Source organism: Thioalkalivibrio sp. ALE25 (assembly GCF_000377285.1).
Classification (GTDB): domain Bacteria; phylum Pseudomonadota; class Gammaproteobacteria; order Ectothiorhodospirales; family Ectothiorhodospiraceae; genus Thioalkalivibrio.
Genome location: NZ_KB897934.1, coordinates 141,583 through 161,373 on the forward strand (window position 1 = coordinate 141,583; position 19,791 = coordinate 161,373).

The 19,791-nt window shown below is 68.0% G+C and carries 20 protein-coding genes; 13 read left to right on the forward strand and 7 right to left on the reverse strand.

Going from position 1 to position 19,791, the window contains the following annotated elements:
• Positions 1–305: 305 nt before the first annotated feature.
• A complete protein-coding gene (locus C996_RS0110495) occupies positions 306–863 on the reverse strand; it encodes a Smr/MutS family protein (RefSeq protein WP_018867399.1) in 558 nt (185 codons plus the stop codon).
• Positions 864–972: 109 nt separating this feature from the next.
• On the opposite strand from C996_RS0110495, the gene surE reads away from it, so the two are divergent.
• From surE to rpoS, 5 genes are read left to right on the forward strand one after another with little or no spacing between them, the layout of a single operon-like run.
• A complete protein-coding gene (surE, locus tag C996_RS0110500; protein ID WP_018867400.1) occupies positions 973–1,743 on the forward strand; it encodes a 5'/3'-nucleotidase SurE in 771 nt (256 codons plus the stop codon).
• Complete coding sequence (locus C996_RS0110505; RefSeq protein ID WP_018867401.1) at positions 1,733–2,398, forward strand: protein-L-isoaspartate(D-aspartate) O-methyltransferase; 666 nt, start codon at positions 1,733–1,735, stop codon at positions 2,396–2,398. The genes surE and C996_RS0110505 overlap by 11 nt, the downstream gene beginning before the upstream one ends.
• A 56-nt stretch (positions 2,399–2,454) precedes the next feature.
• Positions 2,455–3,039 (forward strand): YqaA family protein, encoded by a 585-nt coding sequence (locus C996_RS0110510; protein ID WP_018867402.1) that lies wholly within the window; start codon positions 2,455–2,457, stop codon positions 3,037–3,039.
• Positions 3,040–3,042: 3 nt separating this feature from the next.
• On the forward strand, positions 3,043–3,828 hold the full coding sequence (locus C996_RS0110515) for a peptidoglycan DD-metalloendopeptidase family protein (protein WP_026279289.1): 786 nt from the start codon (positions 3,043–3,045) through the stop codon (positions 3,826–3,828).
• A 23-nt stretch (positions 3,829–3,851) separates the two neighbouring features.
• Positions 3,852–4,940, forward strand: a complete 1,089-nt coding sequence (gene rpoS / locus C996_RS0110520; RefSeq protein ID WP_018867405.1) for an RNA polymerase sigma factor RpoS — start codon at positions 3,852–3,854, stop codon at positions 4,938–4,940.
• Positions 4,941–4,967: 27 nt separating this feature from the next.
• On the opposite strand, the gene C996_RS0110525 is transcribed toward rpoS, so the two are convergent.
• The gene (locus tag C996_RS0110525; protein ID WP_018867406.1) at positions 4,968–5,342 is read right to left on the reverse strand and encodes an Mth938-like domain-containing protein; all 375 of its coding nucleotides are present in this window, start codon (positions 5,340–5,342) and stop codon (positions 4,968–4,970) included.
• Positions 5,343–5,531: 189 nt separating this feature from the next.
• Here C996_RS0110525 and alaC point away from each other — a divergent pair, with 189 nt between their 5' ends.
• From alaC to thrC, 3 genes are all read left to right on the forward strand, one after another.
• Positions 5,532–6,755 carry an alanine transaminase gene (gene alaC / locus C996_RS0110530; RefSeq protein WP_018867407.1) on the forward strand — a complete coding sequence of 408 codons (1,224 nt, stop codon included), beginning with the start codon at positions 5,532–5,534 and terminating at the stop codon, positions 6,753–6,755.
• Positions 6,756–6,829: 74 nt separating this feature from the next.
• Entirely contained in the window at positions 6,830–8,143 is a 1,314-nt protein-coding gene (locus C996_RS0110535) for a homoserine dehydrogenase (protein WP_018867408.1), read from the forward strand.
• 40 nt (positions 8,144–8,183) lie between these two features.
• Positions 8,184–9,326 carry a threonine synthase gene (thrC, locus tag C996_RS0110540; protein ID WP_018867409.1) on the forward strand — a complete coding sequence of 381 codons (1,143 nt, stop codon included), beginning with the start codon at positions 8,184–8,186 and terminating at the stop codon, positions 9,324–9,326.
• 22 nt (positions 9,327–9,348) lie between these two features.
• Here thrC and C996_RS0110545 read toward each other — a convergent pair whose 3' ends face one another.
• Positions 9,349–10,134: a RibD family protein gene (locus C996_RS0110545; protein ID WP_018867410.1), complete on the reverse strand. Its 786-nt coding sequence runs from the start codon at positions 10,132–10,134 to the stop codon at positions 9,349–9,351.
• Between the two features lie 194 nt (positions 10,135–10,328).
• On the opposite strand from C996_RS0110545, the gene ribA reads away from it, so the two are divergent.
• Entirely contained in the window at positions 10,329–11,474 is a 1,146-nt protein-coding gene (gene ribA / locus C996_RS0110550) for a GTP cyclohydrolase II RibA (RefSeq protein ID WP_026279290.1), read from the forward strand.
• 8 nt (positions 11,475–11,482) lie between these two features.
• On the opposite strand, the gene C996_RS0110555 is transcribed toward ribA, so the two are convergent.
• On the reverse strand, positions 11,483–12,286 hold the full coding sequence (locus C996_RS0110555) for a creatininase family protein (protein ID WP_018867412.1): 804 nt from the start codon (positions 12,284–12,286) through the stop codon (positions 11,483–11,485).
• A gap of 31 nt (positions 12,287–12,317) precedes the next feature.
• Complete coding sequence (locus tag C996_RS0110560) at positions 12,318–13,097, reverse strand: FkbM family methyltransferase (RefSeq protein ID WP_038032756.1); 780 nt, start codon at positions 13,095–13,097, stop codon at positions 12,318–12,320.
• A 126-nt stretch (positions 13,098–13,223) separates the two neighbouring features.
• On the opposite strand from C996_RS0110560, the gene C996_RS0110565 reads away from it, so the two are divergent.
• The 3 genes from C996_RS0110565 to C996_RS0110575 are packed head-to-tail and all read left to right on the forward strand — an operon-like array spanning position 13,224 to position 16,764.
• The gene (locus C996_RS0110565) at positions 13,224–14,381 is read left to right on the forward strand and encodes a ChaN family lipoprotein (RefSeq protein WP_019592981.1); all 1,158 of its coding nucleotides are present in this window, start codon (positions 13,224–13,226) and stop codon (positions 14,379–14,381) included.
• A gap of 3 nt (positions 14,382–14,384) precedes the next feature.
• A complete protein-coding gene (locus C996_RS0110570) occupies positions 14,385–16,352 on the forward strand; it encodes a M1 family metallopeptidase (RefSeq protein WP_018867415.1) in 1,968 nt (655 codons plus the stop codon).
• Positions 16,342–16,764, forward strand: coding sequence for an HIT domain-containing protein (locus C996_RS0110575; protein ID WP_018867416.1), 423 nt, complete (start codon positions 16,342–16,344; stop codon positions 16,762–16,764). The genes C996_RS0110570 and C996_RS0110575 overlap by 11 nt, the downstream gene beginning before the upstream one ends.
• A 26-nt stretch (positions 16,765–16,790) precedes the next feature.
• Here C996_RS0110575 and C996_RS0110580 read toward each other — a convergent pair whose 3' ends face one another.
• Together C996_RS0110580 and C996_RS0110585 are read right to left on the reverse strand one after the other, a co-directional pair.
• Positions 16,791–17,426, reverse strand: coding sequence for an OmpW family protein (locus C996_RS0110580; protein ID WP_018867417.1), 636 nt, complete (start codon positions 17,424–17,426; stop codon positions 16,791–16,793).
• Between the two features lie 95 nt (positions 17,427–17,521).
• Positions 17,522–18,226, reverse strand: a complete 705-nt coding sequence (locus C996_RS0110585) for an SDR family NAD(P)-dependent oxidoreductase (RefSeq protein WP_018867418.1) — start codon at positions 18,224–18,226, stop codon at positions 17,522–17,524.
• Between the two features lie 60 nt (positions 18,227–18,286).
• Here C996_RS0110585 and C996_RS0110590 point away from each other — a divergent pair, with 60 nt between their 5' ends.
• Positions 18,287–19,789, forward strand: a complete 1,503-nt coding sequence (locus C996_RS0110590) for a DUF1538 domain-containing protein (protein ID WP_018867419.1) — start codon at positions 18,287–18,289, stop codon at positions 19,787–19,789.
• Positions 19,790–19,791 lie beyond the last annotated feature (2 nt).

Here is a 19,791-nt window from a genome sequence, read left to right on the forward strand (position 1 = left end):
GGTCTCAGGGAGACGCTGATTAAATCGCACGTCCGCGCTCGTGTCGCTTTTGCGTGCGAACAAGGCGCGGTGACTGCCGTGCAGTCATTCTGCACAAGGGAACCGCAACGCTGTGCGCGCGCCCGTTTTTGATCAACAACGGGCGGCCGAGCCCCTGCTCTCAATCGCTTGTGGGGTTGGTGCCCCCTGTTCCCCGATCCTGCGTTGGGCCGTTTGCGGGTAGAACCACTACCCGCTGCACGACGCGCCTTGTCTCGGAAAACAGGGGGCACCAACGCGGACGTGCGATTAAATCAGCGTCTCCCTCAGCGAGCGGAATCCGGGTTGCGCGGGCGTTTGAGCAGGACGTAGACCGCCCCGGTTCCACCGTCGGCCGGGCGTGCGGAACAAAAGGCCAGTACGTCGTCGCGCTGGCGCAGCCAGTGGTCGGTGAGGCCCTTGAGGACCGGGCCTTGCTGGCGCGAGCGCAGTCCCTTGCCATGCACGATGCGAACGCACAGGGCTCCTTCCCGGCGGGCGTCGTCCAGGAACAGGCCGATGGCGCGGCGCGCCTCGTCGGCGAACAGGCCATGCAGGTCAATCTCGTCCTGGATGCGGTAATGCCCGCCACGCAGCTTGCGGAATACCCGCTGGCTGATACCCGGGCGCGCGAAGCGGAGTTCATCGCCGGGCTGCAGGTCAGCGGCGTTGAGTGGATCGCTGAGCCAGTCGGCGTGGGCCTGGGCCTCGTCGGCGTCGCGCTGGCGGGCCCGGGCGGCGGGCCGCGGCGGCCGCACGTCGGCCTGATCGCTGTGGAGTCGACGAACGTTGCCAACCGCCTGCAGGAATTCGTCGAAATCGTTGGGATCATCCCCGGAGTTCATGGCAGGATACTCGCACTTTTCGGGGGGCGGGCGCGATCGTGTCGATCGACGGGCCCGGCCCGGACGGTTTCCAGTATATTAAGAGCCCTCTCAACGGCCCCTTTCCTGCATGCGCATTCTGGTTAGCAACGACGATGGAATTCACGCCCCGGGCATTCAGTGCCTGGCGACGCATCTGCGCCGGATTGCCGAGGTCCATGTGGTGGCGCCCGACCGCGATCGCAGTGGCGCCAGCAACAGTCTGACCCTGGTGCGGCCGCTGCGCACGCGTCACCTTCAGGGGGGCGACGTGCAGGTGGACGGGACGCCGACCGACTGTGTCCACCTGGCGATCACCGGCCTTTTGCAGCAGGAACCGGACGTGGTGATCTCCGGCATCAATGCCGGTGCCAACATGGGGGATGACGTGCTTTATTCGGGCACGGTCGCCGCCGCGATGGAGGGGCGCTTCCTGGGACTCCCGGCGATCGCGGTCTCGCTGGTGGGGCCGGACCTGCGCCATTACGACGCCGCCGCGAGCGTGGTGGTCGAGCTGCTGGACCGCATCAATCGCGTTCCGCTGCCGGCGGCCACGATCCTGAACGTGAATGTCCCCGACCTGCCGCGCGCCGATATCCGCGGGGTCCAGGCCACGCGCCTGGGGCATCGCCACCGGGCCGAGCCGATGATCGCGGACGAGGACCCCCGCGGGCGTCCGATCTACTGGGTCGGGCCGGCCGGTTCGGAACAGGATGCCGGGCCCGGTACGGATTTCCATGCGGTGCGCGAGGGGTATGTCTCGGTCACGCCGATCCAGGTGGACCTGACCCGCTTTGACGCGATCGATACGGTAGGGCGCTGGCTGGACGATTCCCTGCCGGAGGCTGGGCATGGTTCCTGATGCCGCCGGCGCGGGCCTGACCTCGCAGCGGGCGCGCGATCGCCTGGTCCGGATCCTGGAGGGGCAGGGGATTCGCGATCCACGGGTCCTGGAGGCCGTGCGCAGCATCCCGCGCCACCTGTTCGTGGAAGAGGCTCTGGGGCACCGTGCCTACGAGAACACGGCCTTGCCGATCGGTCATCGCCAGACCATTTCCCAGCCCTTTATCGTTGCGCGGATGACCGAGGCCCTGCTGGAAGGTGATCGCCCGCGCACGGTCCTGGAGATCGGGACGGGCTCGGGCTATCAGGCCGCCGTGCTGGCCCAGATCGTGGATCGGGTGTTTTCGGTGGAACGCATCCAGGCGCTGAGCCGCAACGCGCGCGAGCTTCTCAGTCGTCTGGGGATCAACAACGTGAACCTGCGCCATAGCGACGGTGGGGAAGGGTGGCCGGAGAAGGGGCCGTTCGACGGCATCATCCTGACCGCGGCGCCCCGGGAGGTGCCGGAGGCGCTGCTTACCCAGCTGGCGCTGGGCGGCCGACTGGTCGCGCCGGTGGAGGGTCCGGACGGGCGCCAGCAACTGGTGCGCTACACCCGGACGGAGGAGGCCTACGTGCGCGACATCCTGGATGCCGTGATGTTCGTGCCCATGCTGCCGGGGGCCGAGCAGTGACGCGGGTGGCGCCCCTTCCGGGTGGGTGTGACTGAGCCGATGGTGGTGTGGCGCCGATGAAGCTCTTCGAGCCCCTATACGACCGGGTGATGGGATGGTCCCGTCACCCCCATGCGCCGCGCTATCTGGCCGGGCTTTCGTTCGCCGAATCCTCGTTCTTTCCGGTCCCGCCGGACGTGATGCTCGCGCCCATGGCGGCCGCTCGCCCGCGCTCGGCCTGGCGTCTGGCCGCGCTGACGACACTGTTTTCTGCCCTCGGCGGTCTGCTGGGTTACCTGATTGGCTGGCTGGCGTTCGAGTGGATCGGCCCCTGGTTGCAGCAGGTGGGGTATGGCGAGGAGTTGCGCCAGGCCGAGGCCTGGTTCGCGACCTGGGGGGTATGGGTGGTGCTGATTGCCGGTTTCTCGCCGATCCCCTACAAGCTGTTCACCGTCACCGCCGGGGCCTTGTCGATGGCCTTGCTGCCGTTCTTCATCGCCTCGCTGGTCGGGCGCGGGCTGCGCTTCTTTCTGGTGGCGCTGTTCATGGCCTGGGCCGGTCCGCGCGCGGAGCAGCACCTGCGCCCGTACATGGAACGCCTGGGCTGGGCCGCAGTGATCCTGCTGGTCGCGGTCATGGCGGTTTACCTGGTCATGGACTGACCGATGCGCCTGCACGCGGTTCAGGGGGTGCTGACGATCGTACTGCTGGCCCTGATCGTGGGCACGCTGGCCGGTTGCGCGGCGCGGGCCCCCAGCGGGAGCGGGGCCTCGATGCCGGATACGCACGTCGTGCAGCGCAACGAGACGCTTTATCGAATTGCCCAGCGCTATGGGCTCGAATGGCGTGACCTCGCGCGGCGCAACGCGATCGATGCCCCCTATTTGATCCACCCGGGGCAGCGCCTGCGGCTGCGGGGCGCCGCCCGCTCGTCCCCGCCCAGCGCGCCTCAGGCATCGTCCGCGCCGAGTTCGCGATCGTCCTCGTCCGGCAGTTCCGGGAGTGGCAGCAGCTCCAGCAGTGGGGCGTCCAGCTCGACCTCCAGCAGTTCGAGTTCCAGTCCGAGTTCGGCGCCTGCCGATCCGGGGGGCTGGCAATGGCCCGCGGACGGCCAGGTATTGCGCGGCTTCTCCAGTAGCGGCACGCGGCGAGGCCTGGCGATCGGCGGCGAACGTGGAGATAACGTCCGCGCGACGCGGGCCGGCGAAGTGGTCTATGCAGGCGGCGGTCTCGTGGGGTATGGTCGATTGGTCATCCTCAAACACGATGCGCGGTTCCTCAGCGCCTACGGGCACAACGATGAACTGCTGGTTTCGGAGGGTGACCGGGTGCAGGCGGGTGACACGATCGCGCGTCTGGGCTCGTCGGGGGCCGAGCGCCCGATGCTGCATTTCGAGATCCGGGTGGATGGGACGCCGGTAGACCCGACGCGCTATCTCCCGGATCGCTGAAACGATCAAGAGCAGGACACTACATGGCCAAGACCCGGCAGCCGGTGGACCCGGAACTGGATGACGAACGCCTGACCGAAGGCCCGGCCGAGGACGAAGACGGGGAGGCGCTGCCCGAAGATCTGGCTCGGCCGGTCGAGTCCATGCAAGCCCCCGAAGATCCTGAAGATGCCGAGGACGACGCGGCGCAGGTGGCCCCCGAGGTCACGGTTGGCCTTGAGCCGGAAACCGAGGCCCCCGTGCGGCCGAAGACCCTGCGTGATGCCCGGCCGGCCGAGCTGGATGCCATCCAGATCTACCTGCGCGATATCGAGTACCGCCCGCTGCTGACCCCCGATGAAGAACGCAAGTACGCCCGGCTGGCACGTCAGGGCGATGACGCCGGTCGGCGCCGCATGATCGAGTGCAACCTGCGGCTGGTGGTAAAGATTGCCAGGCGTTACCTCAACCGGGGGCTGCCACTGCTGGATCTGATCGAGGAAGGCAACCTCGGTCTGATGCACGCGGTCGAGAAGTTCGACCCGGAGCGGGGGTTCCGGTTTTCCACCTATGCGACCTGGTGGATCCGCCAGACCATCGAGCGGGCCCTGATGAATCAGGGGCGGACGATCCGCATTCCCGTGCATGTCAGCAAGGAACTGCGCATGCATGCGCGGATCGCGCGCAACCTGACCCAGGAACTCGGCCGCGACCCGAGCGAGGAGGAGCTGGCGCAGCGCCTCGGCAAGCCGGTGGCCGAGATCCAGAAGCTGCGCGCGATGTCCGAGCCCTCGACCTCGATGGACCTGCCGTCGGGCCCGGACGGGGACCGCTCGCTGACCGATATCCTGGCCGATGCGAATGCCCCGGAGCCCTCTACACTGCTGGAGGATCAGGACCTCCACCATCTGGTGGAGGCCTGGCTGGCGGAACTCGATCACAAGCAGCGCGAGGTGCTGGTGCGTCGGTTCGGGCTGCACGGTTTCGAACGCTCGACGCTGGAGCAGGTGGGGTCGGAGATCGGCGTGACCCGCGAACGCGTGCGGCAAATTCAGATGGATGCCCTCAAGCGGCTGCGCAAGCTGCTCGAATCGCGCGGGATGAAGGGCGACGAGGTCCTGCCGAACTCCTGACCCGGGTTCCCCGGGCGGCGGTACGACTTACCCCTCGATGATCAGGGCCGCGGCGACGTCGCGGCCCTCCGCCATGATCAGGTTGTAGGTGCGGCAGGCCGCCGCGGTATCCATGATCTCCACGCCCAGCCCCTGCGCCCGCAGGTGTCGCCAGACCGCACGGTCCGGAAACCGCTGCAGCTCGCCGGTGCCGATCAGCAGCACCTCGGGCGGGGTGTCCAGTACGGCTTGCAGGTGATCCACCCGCAGCTCGTCCGCCGCCTGCACCGGCCAGTCGGTTTGCAGCTGGTGCGGGCGGACAATCAGGCTGCGGCTGTGGGCCACCTGATTGATCCCGACGCGACCGGCCTCGTAGCCGGTCACGATGTAGGACTCTTCGCTGGTGACTTCGGAGAACAACATGCTGCGTACGCTACTCCGGCGCCGTGAATGACTCAAGAACGGGTGCCCTCGCGCGAGGGCAGCGGCGCCCCGATTCGTTGACAGGTCCGGGCCCGGGTTATACTTTGGCGCGCTTTCCGGTGCGGCATCCGGAGGGGCCTTCAGGGTCCCGGAAAACAACCGCCAAGGCCCCAACCAGGACCCAGACCCGTGACCGACGTCTTCCCCCGTATTGAGCGCCTCCCGCCCTACGTCTTCAACATCGTGAACCAGTTGAAGGCCGAGGCCCGCGCCCGTGGCGAGGACATTATCGACTTCGGGATGGGCAACCCCGACCAGCCGACGCCGCAGCACATCGTGGACAAGCTGTGCGAGGCGGCCCAGCGCGGCGATACCCATCGCTACTCCGTGTCCAAGGGCATCCCGCGCCTGCGTCGTGCGATCACCCGCTGGTACAAGACCCAGTTCGACGTGGATCTGGACCCGGAGACCGAGGCCATCGTGACCATCGGTTCCAAGGAGGGCCTGGCGCACCTGGCACTGGCGACCCTGGGGCCGGGGGATGCCGTCCTGGTGCCGAACCCGGCGTATCCCATTCATCCGTATGGCTGCGTGATCGCCGGCGCCGACGTGCGCCATGTACCGCTGACTCCGGATGTCGACTTCTTCGCCGAGCTGGAGCGCGCGATCCAGGACTCCTGGCCGAAGCCGAAGATGCTGATCCTGAACTTCCCGGCGAACCCGACCACGCAATGCGTGGACCTCGAATTCTTCGAGCGGGTGGTGGCGATCTGCAAGGAACACGGCATCTGGATCGTGCACGACCTGGCCTACGCCGAGATCAGCTTCGACGGCTACAAGGCGCCGTCGATCTTCGAGGTGCCGGGTGCCAAGGACATCGCGGTGGAGTTCTACACCCTGTCCAAGACCTACAACATGCCCGGCTGGCGCGTGGGCTTCATGTGCGGCAATCCCACGCTGGTGGCCGCCCTTGCGCGCATCAAGTCGTATCTCGATTACGGCACCTTTACCCCGATCCAGGTGGCCGCGATCGCGGCGCTGGAAGGCCCGCAGGACTGTGTCGAGGAGATCCGCGAGCTGTACCGCGTGCGCCGGGATGTACTCTGCGACGGCCTCAACAAGCTCGGCTGGCAGGTGGAAAAGCCCAGGGCGACCATGTTCGTCTGGGCCCCGATCCCGGAACCGTACCGCGAGATGGGATCGCTGGAGTTCGCGAAGAAGATGCTGCGCGATGCCAAGGTGGCCGTCTCGCCAGGCATCGGGTTCGGCAACTATGGCGATGACCACGTGCGCTTCAGCCTGATCGAGAACGAACAGCGCACTCGCCAGGCGCTGCGCGGGATCAAGGCAATGTTCCGGGCCGACTCGATCCTCGCCGACGCGGCCGAGGAAAGCTCGGGTTCGAACGCCTGAGGCGCGCGGGCCGCGCTCCGAATGCAATCAACACCGGGCGCCGGAAGGCGCCTGACGTCAAGGACAGCAAGGCTATGACGCCGGTAAAGATCGGAATTCTTGGACTGGGTACGGTGGGCTGCGGCACGGTGAACGTGCTTGCGCGCAACGGCACCGAGATCGCCCGCCGCGCGGGTCGCGATATCCAGGTCGTGGCGGCCGCCGCGCGCGATGTCAACCGCGAGCGGGAATGTGACTGTTCGCAGATCCGGCTGACCACCGATCCGGCGGCGGTCGTGAATGACCCCGAGGTCGAGGTCGTCGTCGAACTGATGGGCGGCACGGACCCGGCCCTGAACCTGGTGCTGGCCGCGATCGACGCCGGCAAGCACGTGGTCACCGCGAACAAGGCGCTGATCGCGCTGCACGGCAACACGATCTTCGAGCGCGCCCAGCAAAAGGGCGTGATGGTCGCCTTCGAGGCCGCGGTGGCCGGTGGCATCCCGATCATCAAGGCGATCCGCGAGGGCCTGGCCGGCAACCAGATCGAATGGCTGGCCGGCATCATCAACGGCACCGGCAACTTCATCCTAACCGAGATGCGCGACAAGGGTCGCGATTTCGAGGACGTGCTGGCCGAGGCCCAGGCGCTGGGCTATGCCGAGGCCGATCCCACCTTCGACGTGGAAGGCATCGACGCGGCCCACAAGCTCGCGATCCTGGCCTCCATTGCCTTTGGCATTCCGCTGCAGTTCGACCGCGTGGCGGTGGAAGGCATCAGCAACATCACCCGCGAGGATGTCGGTTTCGCCGCCGAGCTGGGCTACCGCATCAAGCACCTGGGTATCGCCCGGCGCACGCCCAAGGGCTACGAGCTGCGGGTGCACCCCACGCTGATCCCGGAACGCCGGTTGATCGCCAACGTGGACGGCGTGATGAACGCGGTGCTGGTCAACGCCGACGCCGTGGGCCCGACGTTGTACTACGGTGCGGGTGCGGGCGCGGAGGCCACCGCCTCGGCCGTGGTGGCCGATCTGGTCGACGTGGTGCGTGCCCTGACCACCGATCCCGAGAATCGCGTGCCGCATCTGGCCTTCCAGCCGGATGCCTTGTCGGACAAGCCGGTGCTGGATCTCGCGGACGTCGAGACGTCGTTCTACCTGCGTCTGCGCACGCAGGACCGTCCGGGCGTGCTGGCCGACATCACCCGCATCCTCGGCGAGCACGGCATCAGCATCGAGGCGATCCTGCAGCGTGAACCGGATCCGGAGCGCGGCGAGGCCACGATCATCATGCTCACGCACAAGGTCCGCGAGGGTGCGATGAACGAGGCGATCGCGGCGCTGGAAGCGCTGGATCACCTGCTGACCCCGATTACCCGTATTCGCATGGAAGGGCTGGCGCGCTGATCCCGGCGCCCGGACTGCAACCGCAACGACAGAGAACATCATGGCCTTTGGACACCGCTATACCGGACTGATCGAACGCTACCGCGACCGCCTGCCGGTGCATGACGACACCCGCATCATCTCGCTGGGCGAGGGCAACACGCCGCTGATCCGGCTGAACAACATCCCGCGTGATCTGGCGCGGGAGGTCGAGATCTACGTGAAGTTCGAGGGGCTCAACCCCACCGGTTCGTTCAAGGACCGCGGCATGACCATGGCCGTGACCAAGGCGGTGGAAGAGGGCTCGCGGGCGATCGTCTGCGCCTCCACCGGCAACACCTCCGCGGCGGCGGCTGCCTATGCCGCCCGCGCCGGGATCACCGCGTTCGTGGTGATCCCGGATGGCAAGATCGCGATGGGCAAGCTGGCCCAGGCGATGATGCATGGCGCGACGGTGATTCAGATCGAGGGCAACTTCGACGACGGCATGCGCCTGGTCAAGGAAGTGGCCTCCAACACCCCGGTGACCCTGGTCAACTCGGTCAATCCGTATCGCCTGCAGGGCCAGAAGACCGCCGCTTTCGAAATCGTCGAGGAGCTGGGTCGGGCCCCGGACTATCACTGCCTGCCGGTGGGCAACGCGGGTAACATCACCGCGCACTGGATCGGCTACAGCGAGATGGCGGCCAAGAGCAGTGACGACGTGACCGATGCCTGCGCCTATTGCAAGGGCCACTGCAAATATGCCGGAGGCGGCATGGTGGGTAACCGCCCGCATATGGTGGGCTACCAGGCCTCGGGCTCCGCGCCGTTCATGCGCGGCGCGATGGTCGACAACCCGGATACCGTGGCGACCGCGATTCGCATTGGCCATCCGCAGTCCTGGGACATGGCGTGGACGGTGCGCGAAGAGTCGGGTGGCTGGTTCGATGAATGCCAGGACGACGAGATCCTTGCCGCGCAGAAGCTGCTGGCCGAGAAGGAGGGCGTGTTCTGCGAGCCGGCCTCGGCCGCATCCCTGGCCGGCGCCCTGCGCGACATCCGCGACGGCAAGATCCCGGAAGGCTCGACGGTCGTGTGCACGCTCACGGGCAACGGCCTGAAGGACCCGGACACCGCGATCGCGCAGAGCGTGGTGCAGCCGACCAAGGTGCCGGCCGAGCTGGACGCGGTCTCCCGCGCGATTCGCGACAACCTGAGCTGAGGCCACGCCGTGCCGGCCGGCCTCAGGGCTTGCTGCGCAGGTCCAGGTCGAACAGGGTGTCACCCCCCAGTCGGAAGATCCGGCAGGGCGGGCGCAGGGCCTGATCCAGCGAGTCGATCTCCGGCAGCGTGACGCCGGGGCGCCCGGACCCGATCAGCATCGGTGCGATGGTGAGGTGCAGACGGTCCAGGGTGTCGGCCTGCAGGAAGCGCGAAACCGTTTGCCCGCCACCCTCGACCAGCAGGCGGTGCAGGCCCATCTCCGCCAGCCGCCCGCGGATCTGTGCCGGGTCGAAGCGCCCGTCGTCCCCGGTGGGCATCTCCAGGCATTCCACGTGTTCGGGAAGCCCGCAGGGGCCGTAGCCGGCCGCGTGGAGGACGAGCGTGCGGACCTCGGCATGGCGGAAGACATGGGCATCGGCGGGGATGCGGCCGTCGGGGTCCAGGATCACGCGCACCGGATTCGGGCCCTCGGTCTTGCGCACGGTCAGACGGGGGTCGTCCGCGACCACGGTTCCGGCGCCGACGATGACGGCATCCACCAGGGCCCGCAGGCGGTGCAGGCGCTCGATATCCTCGGGGCCGGTGACGTAGTGCGAATGGCCGCTGGCAGTGGCGATGCGTCCGTCCAGGCTTTGCCCGAGCTGGGCCACGGTGATGCTGGGCGCCTCGACGATCGGGCCGTAGAGATCCAGCAATTCGTGGGCGCCCGGCGCCAGGGGCCCGGGCAGGGGGCAGCAGCCGGGCTCGGCCCGCTGGGCCAGCAGCCAGCGCCAGGCTTGCTCCTCGGTGACCGGATATGCCGTCATGCCGCAAATTCCGGGGTTACGGGACCGCGACCGGCCAGTTGGGGTAGGCTAGGGGCCGATCTCCCGCACGCGTATCCGATCAGTCCCGAATCCGGCAGGTTCCTGATGACACGTCTGGAGTATCCGGGGCTCGCCTTCGGGGAATTCGCGGGTTGCGGGCGGGTCATAAACAAAACTCCCTATGGACGTACCCGATGCACAACGCCGATCGCGGGATCTTTGATCTGCGCCGGGGCCATCCGGTCCTGGTAAGTGGTTCGCAGTCGAGTGTACTCGTTGCGGCCGTCGAGGGTCTGACCCCCGTTCTGCTGGATCGTTTGACCCACATGACCGGGGCGTCGCCTCGACTGATTCTAACTGCGCACCGGGCCTCTGCAATGGGCTGGGCCCAGCCGCTGCAGGAAGGCTGGGAGGGCGTGGCCCTCGAGTTCGCCCCGGACACCGATCCCGAGGCGCTGTTTACTCTGGCCAGTGCCCCCGAGGCCTCGAACGAGGCCGGACACCCCGATGCCGCCCTCGGCCAGCCGACGGTGACGCGGGCATTGCCGGCGGAAGTCGCCGCCCTGGAACTGGTGCGGGCGGGTCGCCTGTTGCCGGCAGTGGTGGCCGCCCCGGTGCCCGAACCGGTGCCCGAGGCGATTCAGTCGGCGCTTGCCGATGGCATGTTCCTCGATGTAGACGAGCAGGAGGCCCGGGCCGTGGCCCAGCATCCGCGGCTGGAGCTGGCCTATGTCAGCGAGGCCCCCGTGCCGCTCGCGGATGCTCCGGTCACGCGCTTCATGCTGTTCCGCGAGGGGAACGGGATTCTGGAGCATGTGGCCGTTTTGATCGGCGAGCCCCGGGACTGGCCCGAGGCGGTCCCGGTGCGACTGCATTCGGCCTGCCTGACCGGCGATCTGTTCGGTAGCCTGCGCTGCGACTGCGGCGACCAGTTGCGGCTGGGCGTGAAGACCATCAACGAGTCGGGTGGGGGCGTACTGCTGTACCTGGCGCAGGAAGGCCGCGGCATCGGGCTGGCCAACAAGCTGCGCGCCTACACCATGCAGACGGCCGGTCTGGACACCATCGACTCCGACTGCCAGCTGGGCTTCGAGGCGGACGGGCGGCGCTACGATGCGGCCGTGGAGATGCTGGAATTCCTGGGTATCGATACCGTCCGTCTGCTGACCAACAACCCCGGCAAGATCGAGGCGCTGCGGGCCGGCGGCATCGACGTGGTGGCGCGCGAGCCGGTGCACGGCAAGCTGAATCCCCACAACCTGCGCTACCTCAGCACCAAGGCCGACCGCGGCGGTCACTGGCTGCAGGAACTGCTGGCCTCGGAGGCCGAGCGCGGCTGAGGGACCGGTCAGGCGCGCAGTTGCGCCAGATCGAAGCGGGCCGTGTCGCGGATGGCGGCGGCCAGGATTCCGGCATAGTGCGCCACCAGGCGTTCGCCGAGGTCCGCGGTCGCCGCGCGGGCATCGCCCACCACCCCCGAAGGGTTGAGGTCCTGCGCCATCCAGGCGAAGGACGCGCGGCCCTCGGGTTCCAGCACCTCCATTGTCTCGGCCAGCGTGGCCCCCAGCGACGGCGCGTCCGCGGCCGCGTCCATGTGGACGGTCTCCGGCGCGAGGAAGCGCATCATCGCAGTCTCGATCAGCCCTCCGTGCAGGCCGTGGCGGAGTTCCTCGGCCGGGATGCCGAATTCGGACGGCGGGGGCTGGGTGAAGTAGTGATGCTTGACCACCAGCATACTGTGGTCCCGGCGCAGCTCCAGCGCGGCCAGGTCGCAGATCGCGGTGTTGCCGCCGTGGCTGTTCACGATCAGCAGTCGGCGAAGACCGCTGCGTGCCACGCTCTCGCCAAGATCACGCAGCAGGGCCAGCGCGGTCTCGGGGCGCAGGGTCAGCGTGCCAGAGAAGTCAGTGTGTTCATGACTGGTAGCGACGGCCACGGGCGGAAGGACGACCCGCGGCAGATCTGCCGGAAGGGTCTTGCAGGCCGCCTGCAGGAGACCGAGGCCGATGCGGTAGTCGGTGTCCAGCGGGAGGTGCGGGCCGTGTTGCTCGATCGCCGACAGGGGCAGGAGCGCAACGGCGTCGCGCGCGGCGAGTTCGGCGATCCCGGCGCTTGTACGGTCCTGCCACCAGAGGAGGTCTCGGGCACTCATGCGTCCAGCCTTGCCGCCTGGGGGCGTGGCGTCAAGCGACAGGGCGGCGGGCATAGAGATCGCCCGAACCCAGGCGGTCGCCGTGTGCCTCCAGCCAGGTCAGGATTTCCGCGCCGGACTGCCATTGGGCAAAGCGGTACCGGCGTTGTTCGCCGGGGATCAGGTTGTACTCGTAGGTATCGAGCGCGTCCAGTTGCCGGAGGCAGTCGCGGGTGACGTCCAGCGCACCGGCGACGAATTCGAACGAGAGGGCCGGGACCGCGTGGGTGAGTCCGCGCAGGACCTCGGCCTCCAGGCCTTCGACATCGATCTTGCAGAAGGCGGGGGTGCCGTATTCCTCGATCAACTGGTCGAGGGTGACCATGGGGACCGTGATCTCGTCGTCCCAGTGCACGTGCTGGAAGCTCCGGTTGTGGTTGCGCAGCGATCGGACCCAGGGGCGCGAAGCCGAGGAGACCGTGGGGTGGCGCCGGCTGATCTGCAACTGCGCGGAGCCGGGGCGCGGCCCGGCGACCTCGCGGCGGATCGCGATACCCGGCCGGCCGCGCACGGCGCGCCGCAACCAGGGCAGGAGCTGGGGCTGGGGTTCCAGTGCCACGACCCGGGCGCCCAGGGCGGCAAAGGCCAGGGTGCGGTCGCCGACGTGGGCCCCGATGTCGAACACCAGGTCGCCGGGCTGGACCAACGGGGCATACATGCGCTGCAGGCCTCGCTGCCGGCCAGGGCGGCGGTAGATGATCAGCGAGCGCAGGACACCTATCGCCTGGTCCAGCCAGGCCATGCGGGAAGGGCTTTGCGGGGATGTATTCATCCCGGCAGGCTAACCGAGCCGGGGCCACGGGGGAACGCCGGCGGTCTAGCAGAGTCTTCAGGAGGGTTGGCCGTTACGTGCCTGGCACGAGCGGCCGGGTAGAACGGGCGGGACGAGGAGCGATGCATGAATGCAGGTTTTCGGATGCTGAAACGGCTGGTTTCTTCGGGTCTGCTGGCCGTTTCGCTGGTGAGCGTTGCCCAGGCCGGTGATGACTGTGCCGCCGCTGGCGTCTGGTCGGCGCCGGGCGGCGAGCGGCTGGATACGGCCGAGTTGTATGCCGACCTGGCAAGGCGTGATGCGGTCCTGCTGGGCGAGCGCCATGACCGAATGGATCATCATCGCTGGCAATTGGCGACCCTGGCGGCACTGCATGGGTATCGCCCGGACCTGGTGATCGGCCTCGAGATGCTGCCGCGTTCCAAACAGCCGGTCCTGGATGCCTGGGTCGCGGGCGAACTGGACCCGGAGGCCTTCCTGGAAGCGAGTGGCTGGTATACCCACTGGGGCTTCGATCCCGACCTGTACTGGCCCATCCTGCACTTCGCCCGTTTGCATGACGTGCCCCTGCTGGCGCTGAACCTGGAGCGGGAGTCGATCCGGCGGCTGGGCCATGAAGGCTGGGACGCGTTGGACGAGGAGGCACGCGACGGCGTGTCCGCCCCGGCCGCGCCCAGCGACGGGTACCGCGCGTATCTGGAATCCGTACTGGAACGCCACCCGGCCGGGATGGGGCCGGATGCGGAGCGCTTTGTCGCGACCCAGGTGGCCTGGGACCGCATGATGGCGGGTGCCATCTCCGCGCATCTCGAGGCGGGCGGCGAGCGTCCTCCGCTGGTGGCGGCGATCATCGGTTCGGGGCATCTGGAATACGGCTATGGGGTACCCCACCAGCTCGCCGATCTGGGCGTGACCGACACGGCGGTGCTTTTGCCGCGCGAGCCCGGGGAATGCGCGGAAACCGACCCGGACCTGGCGGATGCCGTATTCGGGGTCCCGCGCGACGATCGATTCGAACTTTCGGGGGCCCTGCTTGGGGTACACCTGGAGGCCGATGACCAGCCGGGTATTCGCATCCTGCGGGTCCAGCCGGACTCGGTGGGCGAGGCCGCCGGCTTGCAAGCGGGGGACCGCGTCCTGCGGGCCGGGGACCGATCCATCCGCGCGGCGAGCGACCTGCAGCGCGTGGTGCGGGCCGTCGCGCCCGGTACCTGGCTGCCCCTGGAGATCGAGCGCGAGGGCGAGAAGCTCGAGCGGGTAGCGCGTTTCCCGCGCGGGGACTGAACCATGCGAACCGGCTTGCTTGCGGGCGTCATCATCGCCGTAGGACTGCTTCTGGCGCCGCTCCCCGGCGCGGCCTCTGTTGCCGGGGTGGTGGTGCAGGTGGAACTGGATCCCGGCCAGTCGCGACTGGAGGGCCGCTTCGAGGCGGATCCGGCGCAGGTGGATCCGGCCACTCTGCGGCGCTTCCGGCTCGATCCGGGGATTGCCGTGGACGCCGTGTCGCTGGGCGGGCACCCCGTCGAGTTCGAGCGTAGCGGAGATGGCTGGCTGGAGCTGGCGCGCGCGCCGGAGGCCGATGCCGGCGCCCTGGTGATTCGCTACGGCGCACGTCTGCCCGCACTGGACGATGCGCGACCCGGAAGCGGATTCCTGGCCCCGGAGGGCGGATATCTGCCGGCGGGGGCGGACTGGTATCCGCGAAGACCGGAGCAGGAGCCGCATGCCGTGCGCATCGAAGTGACCAGCCTCGGCGGCCATCGGGCGGTCGCATCCGGCTCGCAGGTGGCGGAGGAGCGCGAAGGAGACCGGTACCGCACAACCTTCGAACACCCGGCGGCACGCGCGCTGGCCGTGGCCACCGGACCCTGGGACGCGGTCGAGCAGGAGGTTGGAACGGTCACGGTGCGCACGCTGTTTCCGGCTCACCTGGAAGCCGAGTTCGGCGCGACCTATCGCGAGCAGGCGGCAGGCTATATCGAGCGCTTCAGCGAGGCGATCGGGCCGTATCCCTACGACACCTTCACCATCGCCGCGAGTCCGCGACCGGTGGGGCTGGCCTTCCCGGGTTTTACGCTGATGGGCGAGCGCGTTATTCCGTTGCCGTTCATCCCCCATACCTCCCTCGGACACGAAGTGCTACACGCCTGGTGGGGGACGGGGGTGTACGTGGACGCCTCGGGCGGCAACTGGTCGGAAGGGCTGACCACCTTCATGGCCGATTACCAGTTCAAGCGGGATCGTGGTAAGGGGCGTGAGGAGCGCGGGCAGTGGCTGCGTGACTACGCGGCCCTGCCCAGTGGGCAGGACCGGCCACATGGTAGCTTCCGGGGCGGGAATTCCGGCGCCGCGCGGATTGCCGGGTATCACCGCGGAGCGATGCTGTGGCGGATGCTGGAGGACCGGATCGGGGAGCAGGCCCTGCGCGCCGGCGTGCGCGAGCTGTATGCCGAGTGGCTTTTTCGCGAGGCCGACTGGGCCGCCGTGATCGAGGCTTTCGACCGGGAGACGGAGGAGGACCTGCGCCCCTTCTTCGAGCAATGGATCGAACGTACGGGGGCGCCGACGCTGGAACTGGCCGCGCTGCGGCTGGAGCCGCGGGGGGACGGGTGGCAGGTGACGGGGCAACTGCGCCAGGCCGATGAAGACGACCCGTGGCACCTGCGTGTGCCGCTGGTGCTGAAGACCGAGGAGGGGCGCGAAACGCACTGGATCGAGCTGGAGGGCGTGTCCTGGCCAGTTTCGATCGAGACCGACAGGCGGCCGCGGGCGATCGCCGTCGATCCGGACTGGCGGCTGTTCCGGCATCTGGCTGATGGCGAGTCGCCGGAGATTCTGCGTCAGGGCGCCCTGGACCCGGAGGCGAGGGTGTTTGCGCTCGGGGATGCCGGGGCCGCCGAGGTCGCGCCCTGGCTGGGGCGTGTGCCCGAGGTCGCGGAGGGCATGGGGGGCACGCGGATCCTGCTGGGCACGCATGCCGCCGTCGCGGAATGGCTGGACGCGCGCGGGCTCGCACCGGAGCCCGCGGCCGTGGAGCCGGGCCTGGAAACGGGAACCAGCGCCCGGGCCTGGACGGTCCCCGGCACGCAACTGGTGGTGATCAGCGGCCCGGATGCGGAGGCCCGGCGTAGTGCCGCGGCCGCCTTGCGGCATCGGTCGCACTACAGCTATCTGCTTGCGACCGCGGGTGGGGACTGGGAGACGGGCCTCTGGCCGCAACCCGGCATCTGGCAGGAGCTGGCCAATGACGACTGAGTTTCGACTCGATCCGCGGCTTGTCGCGGACACCTGGCCCGTGGCGGAGTGGCCGCTGTCCAGCGTCCGATTGATGGATCACTGGGACTACCCCTGGTTCATCCTGGTCCCGCGGCGCCCCGACCTGCGGGAACTGCATGCACTCGCGGTGGAGGATGCCACCCAGCTGGCCCGCGAATCGCGCGCCCTGGCCCGGGCGATGGAGCAGGCCTTCGTCCCGCGAGCGCTGAACGTGGCCAAGCTGGGCAACATCGTGGAGCAGTTGCATCTGCACCACGTGGCGCGCTTCGAGGGGGACCCGGCCTGGCCCGGCCCCGTCTGGGGTGCGCCGAAATCGCGGGGTCTGGAAACACAAGAGGCCGAGGACCGCATCGCGCGGGTCCTCGGCCTCGTGGAAGACGTCGGCGGTTAGGCCGGCGTCTTGCTTCAGGGTATGCGTCAGAAGCGGTAGCCGACGTTCATCCCGAAGGTCCAGGGGTCGATGTTGACAGTCCCGATATGTCCCACCCCGTCAGCGGATACGTCGGTATCGATATCGATCCAGCGCACCTCGGCGTTCACGAACCAGTTGTCGTCCACCGCGAAGTCGATCCCGGCCTGCACCGCGGCACCCCAGGAATCATCCAGGTCGAGGCCATCGGGTTCGTCAAAGAAGTAGGTGTAGTTGATGCCGGCACCGACATACGGGCGCACCGCGGACCCGGTGTTGAAGTGGTACTGCAGGCTCAGGGTCGGCGGCAGGTGGCGGGTGCTGCCGATGTCGGCACCGCCCACGTTCAGGTCATGCTTGAACGGGATGGCGACCAGGAGTTCCAGACCCAGGTTGTCCGTCATCATGTAGGTGATGTTGCCGGACGGACGGGTGTTCGAGCCCACATCGGCGCTTGGATTACCGGGCAGGTTGCCCAAGGTTCCATTGTCGGACTTGGGGGCCACGTGCGTCAGGCCGCCGCGGATCAGCCAGTCGCCGGCGGAGACGTCGGCGTTGGCGGCGGTGGCGTGGGCCGGGATCAGGGCGGCAGGGGCCAGGAGGCCGGCCAGCGCCAGGGAGCGGAAGGTCAGGGTGTGTCGCATGTTCGGTTCCTCCGAAGGCGTGATGGTCGTTCGGAGGTACTATCGCGCCGCGCGTATCAGTATTCGTTGATGCAGATCATCTCCGCTGATGGTTTTCAGAACGGCAATCGCTGGCCCTCGAAGTCGTGGAAACTCCCGGATTGCTCGGCATCCAGCCGGTCCAGGACGTCCAGCAGGCGGCCGGTTGCGTACTCGGGGCTCAGCACCTCTGGCGCGCGCGCCCGATATGGCTCCGACAGGCGGGTGGCGCAGGTGCCGGGCTGCAGGGCGACCACGACGGCCTGACGGTGGCTGAACCGCAGTTCCAGGGCGGTGGTCCGCACGATCTGGTTGAGTGCCGCCTTGGAGGCGCGATAGCTGACCCAGCCGCCGAGGTGGTTGTCCTCGATGGAGCCGACCCGGGCCGACAGGGTGGCCAGAACCCCCTTGCGATTGCGCGGGAGCAGCGGTGCCAGATGCTTGAACAACAGCGCCGGGCCGATGGCGTTGATGGCGAAGGCTCGGGCCATGACGGCCGGATCGAGGTCGCGCAGGCGCTTCTCCGGGCCCTGGCCGTCGATGGCCAGGATGCCGGTGGCATCGAGGATCAGGTCCCATTCCGGTGCCTGCTCGCGCAGCCAGGCGGCGGCATGTTCGATACTGGCCTCGTCGAGGAGATCCACGGGCGGGTCGCTGTGGCGACCGAGTGCGATGACCTGCGCGCAGTTCGGGTCCTGTTCCAGGTGTTGCACGAACGCGGCACCGAGGCCGCCCGTGGCGCCGACCACCACGGCGCGATAGGGTATCTGCAGGGATTCCATACACCCTGCGACCGCCAGGCGGGGAATTGATTCCGGGGTCATATCCCGGGAAGGGAGCGCATGAACTTTCTCCACACCCTGGGTCATGCGGCGCGCAATCTCGCGCCCATCGTGATCGTGGTGGCGGTGTTCCAGGCGCTGGTGCTGCGTACGGTGCCGGATGGCCTGCTGTCCATGGTGGTCGGGCTGGCCATCGTGGTCTTTGGCGTCGCGCTGTTCCTGCAGGGTCTGGAGATGGGCATCTTCCCCATCGGCAAGAACCTTTCGAACGCGCTGGCCCGGCGGGGTTCGTTGCTGCTGCTGATGGCGTTCGGCTTTACCCTCGGCTTTGCCACGGTGATCGCGGAACCGGCCCTGATCGCGGTCGCGGAGCAGGCGGAGTTGATCAGCGAGGGGCGGATCGAGGGGTTCGTCCTGCGCCTGATCGTCGCGTTGTCGGTCGGGGCCGTGGTGGCGCTGGGGATCCTGCGCACGGTGCTGGGCCACCCGCTGCACTGGTACATCCTGACCGGTTACGTGCTCGTGGTGCTGGTGACCTTTTTCGCCCCGGAGGAGATCGTGGGCCTGGCCTACGACTCCGGCGGGGTGACCACCAATATCGTGACCGTGCCCCTGGTGGCGGCCCTGGGTTTGGGGCTGGCCGCGTCGATCAGCGGGCGGAATCCGCTGCGTGACGGGTTCGGGCTGGTGGCGCTGGCCGTGATGGTGCCGATGATCACCGTGCAGCTCTACGGCATCATCGTGTTTACCGGCGCCGATATCGGGGCGCCGACCAACGCCGAGACTGCCGCGATGGATCCGGACACGGATCTGCCGGGGGCCGAGGGTCACTGGCTGGCCACGATGGGCATGGACCTGCTGCTGATGCTGCGCGACGTGGCGCCGATCATCGCGGTGATCGTGGTCTTCCAGTACTTCGTGCTGCGCAAGCGCATCCCGTATCTGCCGCGGGTGATCTTCGGTTTCGTGCTGGTGGTGCTGGGCCTGTACGCCTTCGTGGTCGGGCTCAAGCTGGGACTGTTCCCGATCGGCGAGAGCATGGCTGAGCAGCTGATCACCAACGAACTGTTCCTGTGGGTCTATCTGTTCGCGTTCTCCATCGGCTTTGCCACCACGATGGCGGAACCGGCCCTGATCGCGATCGGCCAGAAGGCGGAGGAGGCGGCGCGCGGCTCCCTGCGCGGCGATGTGATCCGCATCCTGGTGGCGCTCGGCGTGGCCATCGGTATCACTATCGGGGTGCACCGGATCCTGGCGGGCGATTCCATCCATCACTACATCATGGGCGGCTACCTGCTCGTTATCGTGCTGACCATCCTCGCGCCGAAGCAGATCGTGGCGCTGGCCTTCGACCTGGGCGGCGTAACCACCTCGGAGGTGACGGTGCCGCTGGTGACGGCACTGGGGATTGGTCTCGCGACGCACCTGGAGGACCGCAACGTCCTGATCGACGGCTTCGGCCTGATCGCGTTTGCGTCCATCTTTCCCATCGTCACGGTGATGCTCTACGCGATCGCCGTGGATCTGTACGAACGCTGGTTCACGCGTAACCAGGAGGAGTAGCG